This window comes from Flavobacterium silvaticum (assembly GCF_012911565.1).
GTDB lineage: Bacteria > Bacteroidota > Bacteroidia > Flavobacteriales > Flavobacteriaceae > Flavobacterium > Flavobacterium silvaticum.
The window spans coordinates 1-12,297 of record NZ_JAAMPU010000107.1 but is presented as its reverse complement, the minus strand read 5'-3'; the positions used below and the strand labels follow the sequence as shown (position 1 = coordinate 12,297).

General features: G+C 40.7%; 12 protein-coding genes. 8 read left to right on the top strand and 4 right to left on the bottom strand.

Going from position 1 to position 12,297, the window contains the following annotated elements; translation table 11 throughout:
* Nucleotides 1-30 precede the first annotated feature (30 nt).
* The 3 genes from G6047_RS11840 to G6047_RS11830 all read right to left on the bottom strand — a co-directional run bounded on the left by G6047_RS11840 (nt 31) and on the right by G6047_RS11830 (nt 4,893).
* Nucleotides 31-2,355 (bottom strand): DUF7619 domain-containing protein, encoded by a 2,325-nt coding sequence (locus tag G6047_RS11840; RefSeq protein WP_169527838.1) that lies wholly within the window; start codon nt 2,353-2,355, stop codon nt 31-33.
* A 496-nt stretch (nt 2,356-2,851) separates the two neighbouring features.
* Nucleotides 2,852-4,558 carry a DUF2075 domain-containing protein gene (locus G6047_RS11835; RefSeq protein ID WP_169527837.1) on the bottom strand — a complete coding sequence of 569 codons (1,707 nt, stop codon included), beginning with the start codon at nt 4,556-4,558 and terminating at the stop codon, nt 2,852-2,854.
* Nucleotides 4,555-4,893, bottom strand: a complete 339-nt coding sequence (locus G6047_RS11830; protein WP_169527836.1) for a nucleotide pyrophosphohydrolase — start codon at nt 4,891-4,893, stop codon at nt 4,555-4,557. The genes G6047_RS11835 and G6047_RS11830 overlap by 4 nt, the downstream gene beginning before the upstream one ends.
* Nucleotides 4,894-5,049: 156 nt before the next feature.
* Here G6047_RS11830 and G6047_RS11825 point away from each other — a divergent pair, with 156 nt between their 5' ends.
* The 8 genes from G6047_RS11825 to G6047_RS11790 all read left to right on the top strand — a co-directional run bounded on the left by G6047_RS11825 (nt 5,050) and on the right by G6047_RS11790 (nt 11,734).
* Nucleotides 5,050-6,330, top strand: coding sequence for a DNA methyltransferase (locus G6047_RS11825; RefSeq protein WP_169527835.1), 1,281 nt, complete (start codon nt 5,050-5,052; stop codon nt 6,328-6,330).
* Nucleotides 6,331-6,342: 12 nt separating this feature from the next.
* The gene (locus tag G6047_RS11820) at nt 6,343-8,190 is read left to right on the top strand and encodes a Z1 domain-containing protein (RefSeq protein WP_169527834.1); all 1,848 of its coding nucleotides are present in this window, start codon (nt 6,343-6,345) and stop codon (nt 8,188-8,190) included.
* The gene (locus tag G6047_RS11815; protein WP_169527833.1) at nt 8,187-8,663 is read left to right on the top strand and encodes a hypothetical protein; all 477 of its coding nucleotides are present in this window, start codon (nt 8,187-8,189) and stop codon (nt 8,661-8,663) included. The genes G6047_RS11820 and G6047_RS11815 overlap by 4 nt, the downstream gene beginning before the upstream one ends.
* Before the next feature lie 515 nt (nt 8,664-9,178).
* On the top strand, nt 9,179-9,709 hold the full coding sequence (locus G6047_RS11810) for a helix-turn-helix domain-containing protein (RefSeq protein ID WP_169527832.1): 531 nt from the start codon (nt 9,179-9,181) through the stop codon (nt 9,707-9,709).
* A 46-nt stretch (nt 9,710-9,755) separates the two neighbouring features.
* Nucleotides 9,756-10,298, top strand: a complete 543-nt coding sequence (locus tag G6047_RS11805; RefSeq protein WP_169527831.1) for a hypothetical protein — start codon at nt 9,756-9,758, stop codon at nt 10,296-10,298.
* Between the two features lie 200 nt (nt 10,299-10,498).
* Nucleotides 10,499-10,915, top strand: a complete 417-nt coding sequence (locus tag G6047_RS11800; RefSeq protein ID WP_169527830.1) for a hypothetical protein — start codon at nt 10,499-10,501, stop codon at nt 10,913-10,915.
* A gap of 165 nt (nt 10,916-11,080) precedes the next feature.
* Nucleotides 11,081-11,482, top strand: coding sequence for a hypothetical protein (locus G6047_RS11795; protein ID WP_169527829.1), 402 nt, complete (start codon nt 11,081-11,083; stop codon nt 11,480-11,482).
* A 6-nt stretch (nt 11,483-11,488) separates the two neighbouring features.
* Nucleotides 11,489-11,734: a hypothetical protein gene (locus tag G6047_RS11790; RefSeq protein ID WP_169527828.1), complete on the top strand. Its 246-nt coding sequence runs from the start codon at nt 11,489-11,491 to the stop codon at nt 11,732-11,734.
* A 312-nt stretch (nt 11,735-12,046) separates the two neighbouring features.
* Here the strand turns inward: G6047_RS11790 and G6047_RS11785 are convergent, their stop codons facing one another.
* A complete protein-coding gene (locus G6047_RS11785; RefSeq protein ID WP_169527827.1) occupies nt 12,047-12,286 on the bottom strand; it encodes a T9SS type A sorting domain-containing protein in 240 nt (79 codons plus the stop codon).
* Nucleotides 12,287-12,297 lie beyond the last annotated feature (11 nt).

The following is a 12,297-nucleotide window of genomic DNA, read 5'->3' as shown; positions in this document are numbered from 1 at the left end:
GAGAGAAACTTTTAAAGCGGGTTCTTCAATTTATTTTTTAGTGAATTTCGTAGTCGACACGCCTTTATCCGAATGCAGGCGAAGCAAATAATTTCCTGTTTCGAGTCCTTCGACATCAATTGTATCGGCATGAATCGCTGTCAGAACCAATTGCCCGAGCATATTATATACTTCTACAGAATTTATGGTTGCGCCGTTGGATTTGATATTCAGGATCGTTTCGGCGGGGTTCGGATATAAAGCAAAATGAGCTGCAAAAGCCATATCAGACACAGAAAGCGACTGGATCAGGGTTGTAGCCGGATCTGTCACTACAGCCGCATTGTAATCGAAATAGATATTGGCTGTATTCGAAAACGTATCCCCTACCTGAAGCGTCGGAAGTGTTTTGACCTTAAAGGCGACGAAACCGTAGCGCCAGTCACCTTCGTAAGGCAGGTTGATGTCGGTGAAAATAAATTCCACATTGCCCTCTGTTATGCGCGTGATGAACGGAAAGCTGCCGTCGAGCGGCTGTAAGGTTGAAACGTCGAACTTATTCGGGTCGATATAATCTGCCACCACTATATTTTCAGCAGCGAACGTCCCTGTATTTTCGAACCGGATGATATAATGGACATAGTTACCAATCACTTCGGGGCCGACGATATTTCCTTCAACGCAGACCTTGTCGTTAGGATCAAGGGAAGCAAGTACCGCCTGATCCATTTCGGCTGTATCGTCTGACGGGAATTCGTCTGTGGCCACCGTTGTGGAATGTACGGTAAAATGCAACATATCTCCCATATTTACAGTAGGTGGAACGGCATGCACGAGCGTAAAAGTAATATTGCGGCTCTCGAAAGGCAGAAGCGTCGCAAAATCCCAGGTAAGCAGTGATGGTTCAGCTGACAGGGGCGGCATATCGGCCGAAATAAATTCAGAAAGGCTTCCGTCGAAGGCTACCGAAACGGTCCCCGACGCATTCACGCTACCCTTGTTCCGATAGATGACGCGATACTTCGAAGATTCTCCGGGTCTTGCCACGTCAAGCGGAAATATAGAAACCTCGACATCTGTATGCGAGCCGTTGGGAGCCACGCAGAAATTCTGGGTGAACGGGCTTTGCTGCTGCGGAAATTCGGTTTCGACAGTTTCCGGGGAAACGGTGAAGAACGCAGGCGTTTCCAGTACAGGTGTTATGCTTGCGGTTCCCGCAGGAAAGGGAATCCTGTAGCTTCCGCCGCTGTTCGTAAAATAATTCGCGGATGTGCTGTTTGCAGTGACCGCCTGGTATTTCTGATACGGTATGCCATTTCCTGCGAAGGAACAATTTCCGGTCGGGTTGAACAGAATAACCCCGTCCATAATATAATTGTAGGCTCCGGGATCGGTCGTGCAATATATAGTGCGTATGGTGGAAAAATTTCCAAACAGGTTCAGTTTCTGGTTCAACTGGTATTGCTCGAATTCATCGCAGCACGCATACTGCAATCCTGGGTTCTGTTCAAAATGTACCGCTGAGCCAATATCGCCCACTCCATTCTTGAAACTGATCGAGACCAGTTGGTTGTTCTGGGCATTGGTATTCGAAAGGCCCATGGTCTGGCCGGACAAATCGAGATCGGTCAGAAAATTATTGTTCAGCCACAACTCGTCGAGCGCGGGACATCCGGACAAATCTATTGAGGTCAGTTGGTTGTCGTTGAGGAAAATCAGGTCAAGGCTGTCGTTTCCGCCAAAAGTAATGCTTGTCAGCCCACAGTCTGATCCCCATACCGTTTCAAGCGCAGCCAATCCGCTTACATCGAGCGTTTGTATCGTCGATAACGAAAAATAAATCGATTCCAGATGGGGAGTGGCACTAAGATCCAATTGAGTAAGCTGGGTCGAATTGACATTCAGATAGGTAAGTGCCGTAACACCCGTGAGGTCAAGGCTCGTCAGCGGATTGTTCAAGACGCCCAAACGTTCCAGTTGATCCAGGCCCGTCACGTTGAGGCTTGTCAGCTGATTGTTGGAAAGGCTCACGAACTTCAGGTTGGGCAACATGGACAAATCGGCCGACGTAATGGCATTATCGCTGGCGTTGAACGTAACGAGGTTCTCAAAATATTCCACGCCTTCTACAGATACGATATCAGTTCCGTTGAGCAGGAATCCGTCCACGGTAATCTTATAAGCCAGCAAGGCTTCAGCCTGTTCGATTTCCTGGTTTCCGTTCGAATCCAAACTGATAAGGCTATCAGTTTCATCGTAGGTATAATTGCCAGACAGCAAAGCCGATTTGAAAACCGGATCGGGTATGTCGATGACCTGGGCGTTCAGGGTCATTGCAAAAAAGAACGCTAATCCGAGTATAAAATTTGGTTTCATAGGGTTGGCTTTTAGGTTCAAAAGCAATTGTTCAGAAGCCTTTCAGGATTGTATCCGGAATCTGCATTACCCGGGCATTGGATAAGCAAACGGTAAAGTAAAAGCATAACAAAGTAACGTTTCGTCATGATTTTTTTTCGAATATAGATAAAAAAACGGCAGCAAAACAGTGGATTCCAAAATTTTACCGGAAGGAGAAAAACGAAGTCTGAAGTAATGAGGAAGTTGATATACAGGACAATCCTGTAGCAGATAAAATCGTTTCGGTAACTATGGATATTGGTTCGGCTTGGTGCATGGAGCAAGGACTGGAAGTCTGCGCAGGCTGTGGTTCTAAAAAAGGTGTTTACCTGTTTATTGTTTACAAAATTTTGTAAACGGGATTTTTGTAAACGGGTTGGATGGCGTGGACTTGTAGTCCGTGTGTTGAAATTACTGTAGAGTGTAGCACGGACTGGAAGTAGGTACTATCCAAACAACCAACTAAGTGCTCCGGTCACGCATACTTATATTCCATAATATGATTCCCGATATATTTCCTCAGTTCCTTATCGACTATGTAAACATAAGTACCTTTAATTCCCCTGTACATTAATGTCTTATAAATATTGAGAATGTATTCTTTCAAAATTTCCGGATCTTCAACGCCTGCCTTTCCGTTCCGGTCAAAGTAATTTTCCTTTTTGATTATAATTTCCTTTTTGACCGGGTCGTACGAAATTTCACCGCCAAAAATAACACCTGTATAATTCAGATCATATCCTTGGGTAGTATGGATACAACCAACTTCTGAAAATGCATTTTCAGAATTGATCCAGTTACTGGTTACCCTGTTCCAATTCAATTTCAAGCCCTGTATCTCAATATCGTGAATGTCTTTTGCCCGCGACTCCCAAGGCCACGCAAACCCTGCCGTCAGTCTTGACAAACCATCTTTTTCTTCTTTTTTCCGTAATACTCCTATCATCTGGGCCAAATCATCAAAAAGATAGAATTGATACTGGCTGTTTTTGACGAACAACTCTTTCTCTTTTAACTTGCCTTCCAACAGCCTGTCCACGAAATCTATATAATCCACGCCTGCCAATACACGCATCTGCGATTTGAGTTCGATGAGGGAATTGGCGGATTGCCTGAGAAGAGAATCGAATCGTTCTTTCGGGATATCTGACGGACGAATGGATTGCAGCGGGTCATAAAAAAATAATTGATTATCGCTCTGTTTTAAAATCCAATCCAATTCGGTCCCTTCCTCATCGAAACCAAGCAACCGATTCATATCATCATGCGACCTGTAATTGGTTATGCCTTTCCTCCTCTTTAAACGATGTGCCTCATCAATAAGTAAAACATCATAATTCCCATCTGAAATCTGGGAAGGCCCAATCACATTCTTTGCTCCCAGACCTTTGATGCCTTTGAATACTTTTTTCAAGGTATCCCTCAACGAAGTCATGGGTACTACCAACGCAAGTTTCGGATTCGGTACTTTCTGTTTGTATCGCTTAACAAGTTCAAGCAGGTACAAAGTATCCTCGTCCAGATTCTCATCTTCATAGATACTGATATCCGTGAGCAACAACTTCATCAGGTAGATGCCGACGATGGTTTTTCCTGTGCCCGCGCTTCCTTTGATGAAAATGGATTGTTTATCCCTGTTCACCAAAAGCTCAAGGATCGTTGTGACCGATTCCAGTTGTTCAGCCGTTAAGGACTTATACGGCGAATATTTAAAATAATCGGAATTGTTGAGTTTTGAAATTTCGGCTTTGGTGACCTGTTGTGTCTGCAACCGGCCCCATATGTCGATAAAAACTTTACCGTAAAGGGATTTCTGGTAATAATTCTGGCTGGCGAGTCCAGCATTTCCGTTCAGCAATTTGTAGCGTTCGTCGGCATCGAAATATTTAATCAGATTGGATTCTATATCCAACGTCGCCGACTTGTTAAAACTTGGACTTGTAATCAGGAATACCTTATTGAGTTTGCTCTTTGCAATATGGGTCAAATGATTTTTGAGGCGGTTGACAATGTTGGCCGATTCACCTACGTAAGCTTCCATTACCTCATTACTGATGAGAATATAAACAGACGGCCATAAGTCTGAGACATACAAGTTACGCTTCGTTATCTCCGACAATGCGAAACTGTCGAAATCGAATTCCGTAATCTCAAAATCGAACGCATCGATCGTTTCAATCATAATTCGTCATACTTCCTTGCCGTACCTTTAGCTTTCGATACCGGATATTTTTCGTCGTTCTTTTTGATTTTGTCCAGTACGATCTGAAAAATATCGAGATGATGCTTTTCCGCCAACAGAAAAGAAAAAGAAAGTACATCCGCCAGTTCTTCCTTGAGTTTGTCAATATTGACATCATCTGATTGACTTTCTTTTTTCCAAAGGAAAAGCTCGTTTAGCTCAGCTGCTTCAATGGAAATGGCCAACGCCAAATTTTTGGAATCGTGGAATTGCTGCCAGTCGCGTTCGTCGCGGAATTTTATAAGTTCTTTGATTACGTCTTGATAATTGCTCATAGGATTTAGACTTGATGCAATTTAGGGAAAAGTTGGAATGTCTTTGCACAACGTATCCGGTTGATTCTATCTTATTTTGTACGAATATTTACATAACGTTAGCTTTTTTTTGAGATTAAGTTTATTTTTTTTGTTTATTTGAACAATAGTTTAGATATGATTATTCAAGAAACCGATTTGGATTTTGCCTTTAATTCTATAAGAGTCTCAACTTCTTGGAATAGTGTGGCGGAAAAAGAATTAAAAATGCATAAAATCCATGCTTATCCTGCAAAATTTCCTTCATTTCTAATAAACAAAGCATTAGAATATGCTGAGCAAAAAAAAATATCAATTGAAAAGTTGGGAGATATTTTTTGTGGTTGCGGTACTACGGCACTTGAAGCAAAAACTCAAAATATTAGTTTTTGGGGCTGCGATATTAATCCAGTAGCTACTCTTATTGCGAAAGTCAAAAGTCAAGACTACAATTTAAATATTCTATCAAGACATTATAATTCGATTGTTAATCAATATAAATTTTTCGATTCAACAATTCCAAGAAAATTTAGTACAAATGAAAGACTAAATTATTGGTTCACTGAAAATCAATTATTGGATGTATATAAATTATTATATTCTATTGAGACATGTGTTGCTAAGGGAAAATATAGGGATTTTTTTTATGTAGCATTTTCAAACATCCTAAAGCGTTCATCCAAGTGGCTTACAAAATCCATCAAACCTCAAGTTGATCCAATCAAACCTATATATAATGTACTAGACTCTTTCAATATTCAATATGAGTTTATGTATAAGGCGGTTTTTGAATTGAAGAAATTTAAAATGCTAAGATCTGAATCTCAAATAGTCAATAGCAACTTTCTAAGTGTGGATGCTAATGGATTAGAAGTGGATATGTTGATTACTAGCCCGCCTTACGTCACTTCATACGAATATGCCGACTTACATCAGTTATCTACTATGTGGCTTGGATATACGGATGACTTTAGATTGTTGAGAAATGGAACGATAGGTAGTTTATACCATAATGAGATTTTGCAAGCCGAAATTAGCAAACTTGATGATTTTGCAATTAATATATATGATGATTTAGTAAAGGCGAAGGCTAAAAGTCCAAAAGCCGCATTGAAATATTTTATTGATCTCAAAAATACGGTTGAGAAGTCATTTGATATAATTAAAGCCGGAGGGTTAGCTGTATTTGTAATTGGAAATACAAATCATAAAAACGTATATATTGATAATGCAAAGTATTTAACTAAGTGCCTATTTACTCAGGGTTTTGTAAATGTGGAAATAAAGAAAAGAAGAATTAGTTCTAAAATTCTAAGTCCATATAGAACAAAAGATGGAAAATTTTCGAGTAATAAAAGACACAAAAAAGTCTATCACTACGAGTTTGTCATTATTGCCCAAAAACCAACGATTAATTAATAGACGATTACTATGTTTGATTTGAACAGTCTTAAGCAAGAAACAACACATAATAATAGATATGACAAGAGATTAAACAAACTTATATCTGCACATCAAGATGTTGAGCGCATTAAAAGTGTTGTCGAGAATGCTATTCTTAATATTGGGAGGGACAAAAAATCCTTCGTAATTTATGGAGAACCACAGAGTGGAAAAACAGAGATGATGATTGCTCTTACCGCTAAGTTACTTGATGAAGGAAATAAAATTATTGTTGTTCTATTAAATGATAGTGTTCAACTTTTGGGTCAAAATCTTGAGAGATTTCAACGTTCTGGATTAGCACCTTCACCAAAAAAATTTAGTGAAATTTTAATGGATGAAATAAAGATTGGAGATCAACAATGGGTAATATTCTGTAAAAAAAATGCAAGTGATTTACAAAAGTTGATTACTAAATTGGGTAAAAAGAAATGTGTAATTATTGATGACGAGGCAGATTTCGCAACTCCAAATTCTAAAATTAATCATCAAGAAAAAAGCAGGATAAATGAACTTACGGGGAATTTATTGGGTGAGGATGGGATTTATATTGGAGTCACCGCAACACCAGCGCGATTAGATTTGAATAATACACATGAAAATGTAAACGAACATTGGATTGATTTTCCTCCACATTCTAGCTACACGGGACAGGACATATTTTTTCCAGTATCGCTTGAAAATTTACCATACACCTTAACTCTCCTCCCTGACCAGGGAGACGATCCAAAGTATTTAACTGATGCGTTATTCAGTTTTATGGTAAATGTTGGTTACTTGAACACTGAAGTTAACGATCCTGAGCGAAATTATTCTTTTCTTATACATACTAGCGGTAAAAAAGAGGATCATGTTATAGATTATAAGTTAGTCCTCAAATTATTTGAAGCGCTTAAAGATGAGAAACATCCTAAGCATAATTCATATTTCGAAAGGATTTATAATGTGGCCCAAAAACGTTATCCAGGTCATGAAGAAACTATTACTCGATATGTAATATCCAATAGGGATAGGAATAATATCGTTGTTATGAATTCCGACAAGGAAGTCAATGCAGCAGATAATCGTACAGCTACTGATCCTACTGCCCCCTTTACAATAACAATTGGTGGCAATATAGTCTCACGAGGAGTGACGTTTAATAACTTACTCTCTATGTTCTTTACCCGAGATGTAAAGCATAAATTACAGCAAGATACCTACATTCAAAGGGCGCGGATGTTTGGTTCACGACAAGATTATCTTAAATATTTTGATCTAATCATTCCTAAAGGACTTTATTTGGATTGGCAAAAATGTTTTATTTTTCATCGACTATCTCTCGAATCTAGAAAACTTGACAAAAAATCTCCCGTTTGGTTAGATGGTGCTAGGGTTTCAGCTGTAGCATCCTCCAGCATTGATAATACTACCGTTGCAGTTGACAGAGGAGAGATGAGTTTTTCATTGTTTGAGTATGACTCTGCTTCTACTAGTGTAATTATAGAATCTTCTACATCAAATTTGACAAAACTCGAGGCTCTTTCAAACCTTTTAGGCCCAGATTACTTACCCCCATATTTAATAACATACATAAAAAGTTTTCTGCCTTCGGGAGATAGTTCACTAGCTGTTCACGAACCTAAATCTATTGATCGCTATGCAGATAAAGAAGGTGAAATGGATAGGGGTACAATTACTAGAGCTAAAGGATTTATAGGAAAATTTGAGCGAGAAGTTGCTAAATTTCCTAACGCAATTCACCATATAAATATCTTGTTCAATAAAGAAGGAAAAGCGCGATTATTTTATAAATATGAAGGGAATATCCGATTTTTAAAAACTTCAAAATCATGATTAAAGAATTTGAATTTTATCATGGAGTTGTTTTATCTAAGTTAGTTCATTACGATGGAAACGAAGTAAAAATAAAACTATATCCAAGTCCAACTAATGCATCTTATATACTTAATAACAACATAGGCTTATACATTAAACACTCAACGAAAAGAATGTCACCTTGGCGTTTTACATTTCAAAGAGATCATCAAGATGAAATCGCTGAAATGGCAAAAAGGCAGTCGGAAATGTTTTTGTTACTTGTCTGCGGTGAGGATGGGATAGTTGTGCTAAATTTCCAAGAATTAAAAGTAATTCTTGACCATTTTCATCAAGAAACAGAATGGATAAGTGCTACCAGAACAAAAAATACTGAATATACAATTAAAGGTTCAGATGGTAAATTAAAATACAAAGTAGGAAAAAAAGATTTTCCACGTAAAATTTTTTCTATGAATAATAGTATTGACTACTTACAAGTCGCCCTCTAAACTAGAGTTCTCGTTTCGCGGTTGATTATAAACTTAAAAATATTAATCTCGGCTGACTATAATTGTAAGGATTGCCCAAAATGACTTATCTCTACTAACGGCTATTGAATTTTTAAGCTTCTAACGAAATTGAGTTGTATGTTGGTCGACATCTTCAACCATAAGCATATTACGATTGATTGCTTGGGTACTAGTTGAAACAATTCCTACGTGTCTCCTCATCGTTTCAACCCTTCTTGCCCCATGTGCCTTGTGGTAAATCAACCACACAAACCATCCCCAACCTCCACCAAAACGCCAAAGGCCTCCCTTCGAGTCTCCCAACCACATTCAAACCCCAACACTCAAAAAAAACTTTGTGTCTTCGCGTCTTAGTGTCTTAGTGTCAAAAAAAAAGCCGCAGGCTTTAAAAAAATCCCCCCTCCCAACCTTTCCCCCAAAAAAAGCATCAAAACAAAAAAAGCCGTTTCCCAATTCCCTGTTTACAAAATTCTGTAAACGGCACAATTGTAAACATGATGAAGACACACCAAGGAATGAGAACCGCAATAGGTCTCAAGCAAAAAGGGCTCGCCACGCTTCTGGGCATAAGCCGCCAACGCCTGTCGATGTTCGAGGCGGGCAAAAGGGATTTGCCGGTACACTTACTCCGCATGATCGCTTCACTTGCCGATTACATGCAGCAAGGAAAAAGAACGAATGAAGATTCCGGGCGGCTCCGGCTTGAACAGAAAAAAGAACAGCATTTCCTTGAAAGCCGTTTCAGGGAAAATGAGTTCCAACGGCTACGGACCGCCAAGCTGATAAAGCGGCTCGCCGAACGCCAAAAGCAGGACAATCTGCTTCAGGAGCTCGGGCAATTCCTCATGGCATCTGATACAGCACAAAAAGACAATGCCGTCATAGCATCAATTCGGGATAAGGCGGAGAAATCATCGGGTTCGATGCACTTCGATGAGCTATTGGAACTGCGGTATAAAATGGAACTGCTCGAGACAGAACGAAAACTGCTCCAAGCCAAACTGAAACAGGAGAAGTCATCCTGATTCACACGTTGTACAATCTCTTTTTTACAAACCAAATTCAAATACTATGGAACCTTTACAAATCAGGAAATTATTCAGGCTGTCTGAATATGAAATGGCACAGCTTTTAGACATTACGGAAACCGAATGGTCACACGCCGAAGCCGGAACACAACAACTGCCTGAGATGGCGGCCAAGCTGATGGCGCAAATCCTCGGTTACATCGATACGCGCGATGATCGGGAAAAAGCGATGCAGCGAACGCGTGATGTAAACCTTGCCGTGCAGCGCACGCTCCGGGAATTGCAGGCCAAAAATGAGTATCAGCTGTTGCTGATGGACATGAGAGTAGAGAGCGCAAGGCAGCGGGTGGCCACTCGCGCCAAAAGGCATATCAGCGCCTTTGCCATAACTGGGTTTGGAGAAAACAAAACGACAGTCCGGAAATTGATCGAATCTGTTTCCGAAATGTTTTCAATGGATGATTCCGACCTTATTACTATCGAAAGCCAGCTAATCTTATTGCAACTTAAAAAAAGGTTCTTTGCCTCGGAGCTGAAAAAAATCGATACCGTCCTGAGGATAAAAAACGAAAACGGTTCGTATTAAAACAAATCAAAAGAAATTCTTTATTTTTTTCTAAAATGGTTATTTGTCCTTTGATATAAAGGGTGAGAGATTGTGAATAGCATCCGTCCGCAAAAAAAAACATCACTTTTTTTCTCTCCCTTTCCAACCTTTTGAATAAAAACATACTCTATACAATTGAACCTCCAATGGTTGGAGGTAATAATTTAAAAAAATGTATTATGAACTACAGTGTAAACAACCTGACAACGGTTGCCGATTGTGACGTGCTGCTATCATGGGCAGCAAGAGAAAAATCTGATCTGGATTACAAAAAGATCACAGACGAACGCATGACTACGCGATACGTGCAGTCATCTGCGGAAATCGATGCGGAGCTCCAGGGCGTGATTGCGGAAATCGCCGCTACCGAGACCATCATCCTGACGCTTCCGGAAGGACCGTCACGCGATGAGGCCATGAACCGCAAGATCCGTCTGGAATACAAAAAGTTCGTTCTGGAAACACGACGCGAAAGCTATGGGACCATTGCTCTTATCGAAAAAGAAGTAGATCTGGCGCGCGTAAACCAGGAACTCACCGAAGTGGATGCTTTTATAGTGGCAATCACAAACAAAAAAGCCTCATTGCAGGCCTGATGTTTCCAAAAACCAGAAAGCGGGACAACCTCCCGCTTTCTCCATAAAAAACTATCAATCAACAAACAAAACAGTATCTTTAACCTGCTTACTCCAAACACGTTACCCATTGTACATTACCCCGCCTCTCGTTGTATGGGATAAGCACCACCTAATCCGACCACCATGAAAACCAAATTATTCTTTTATGCCATCGTATTGCTGTTGTCGCTCGACGGCAGCGCCCAAAATGCCCTTCCCGAATTCAAATTCGAGCTTCCGAAAATCCCAACGACTACACTGCCTGGCGATTTCTCCAAAAGCCTCAAACTCGACACGATACCCAGGGCGCGTATCATCAAAACGGACATAGACGGATGCCGGAACGAAAAATTACAGCTCATTATCATCAGCCCTTTGGACAAGTCGGAATTTTTTGCCGTCAACGACACGATCCTGTCGCGTCAGGAAATCGAAAGACGCAATGAGATAGATATGTGGAAGATGCATTTTTATTTCAAGGGATTATCCTATGTAAAAGAGCACGAAAAAAAACCGGAAGCCGGGCCACGGAAACAAAAAAAGTAACCGGATATGATTACGATATACGATTCCCTGTTGACCTACACCGCGCGCGAGAAATCAAACCTCCATCTGGAAACCCTTTCGAGGAACCTGATTACCGCAAGCCGTATGGAAACCTTAGACGAAATTGATGGCGTAATGGCCGAAATCGAAAATGAAATGGACCAATCACGGCTCCGTTCGGTCATTGCGGAAACGAATCTGCTTATTGCCGTACTCACCCGAAGAAAAATAACTTTTGGGATTGTAAGTTAATACTGTTGAATGTAAAGCGGGTGATACCCGCTTTTTTTATGAGCGTTTACAGCTCATAATGTGCCATTTACAAAATTTTGTTACCGTGATATTGCGAAACAGGTACACATGGCACGGACTGCAAGTCCGCACTATCCGGGGCCGCGATTTTTAATGAGCCATGGAGTTTGGTTTGGCTACATGCAGAAACATTTGTTGAATATCCAAAGGCCGCGATCCCTGGGTGCGTAAACTCCGGCGGCTAAGGATTTGCCCTGGCTTTACCTGATCTTTGGCTGGCAAAAAAAAGGGCCTTTTAAAAGGCCCTTCATATTATGACTTTATCAGGGTATGGGTCTCGACATGGCTTCCTACGGTGATCTTGACGACGTACGTCGTGTTGCCCGGATAGTTGCCCATATACAGCCCGACACTATAGGAACTCATGCTCGTGGAATACAGAAGTGTGCCGTAGATCGTGTACAGTTCCACAGTCCCCGAACCGGGAGGCGGCGTCACGTTCGGATCTATAAGGTTGACGCTCGTGCCCGTCTGGCAGGGATTGGGCGCCACCACGAAATACT

Bases quoted from the DNA above. Each gene is read 5' to 3' on its own strand.
- G6047_RS11820 (WP_169527834.1), top strand. From the start codon at position 6,343: ATGTTTGATTTGAACAGTCTTAAGCAAGAAACAACACATAATAATAGA.
- G6047_RS11805 (WP_169527831.1), top strand. From the start codon at position 9,756: ATGGAACCTTTACAAATCAGGAAATTATTCAGGCTGTCTGAATATGAA.
- G6047_RS11825 (WP_169527835.1), top strand. From the start codon at position 5,050: ATGATTATTCAAGAAACCGATTTGGATTTTGCCTTTAATTCTATAAGA.
- G6047_RS11800 (WP_169527830.1), top strand. From the start codon at position 10,499: ATGAACTACAGTGTAAACAACCTGACAACGGTTGCCGATTGTGACGTG.
- G6047_RS11790 (WP_169527828.1), top strand. From the start codon at position 11,489: ATGATTACGATATACGATTCCCTGTTGACCTACACCGCGCGCGAGAAA.
- G6047_RS11830 (WP_169527836.1), bottom strand. From the start codon at position 4,893: ATGAGCAATTATCAAGACGTAATCAAAGAACTTATAAAATTCCGCGAC.
- G6047_RS11835 (WP_169527837.1), bottom strand. From the start codon at position 4,558: ATGATTGAAACGATCGATGCGTTCGATTTTGAGATTACGGAATTCGAT.
- G6047_RS11840 (WP_169527838.1), bottom strand. From the start codon at position 2,355: ATGAAACCAAATTTTATACTCGGATTAGCGTTCTTTTTTGCAATGACC.
- G6047_RS11815 (WP_169527833.1), top strand. From the start codon at position 8,187: ATGATTAAAGAATTTGAATTTTATCATGGAGTTGTTTTATCTAAGTTA.
- G6047_RS11795 (WP_169527829.1), top strand. From the start codon at position 11,081: ATGAAAACCAAATTATTCTTTTATGCCATCGTATTGCTGTTGTCGCTC.
- G6047_RS11810 (WP_169527832.1), top strand. From the start codon at position 9,179: ATGATGAAGACACACCAAGGAATGAGAACCGCAATAGGTCTCAAGCAA.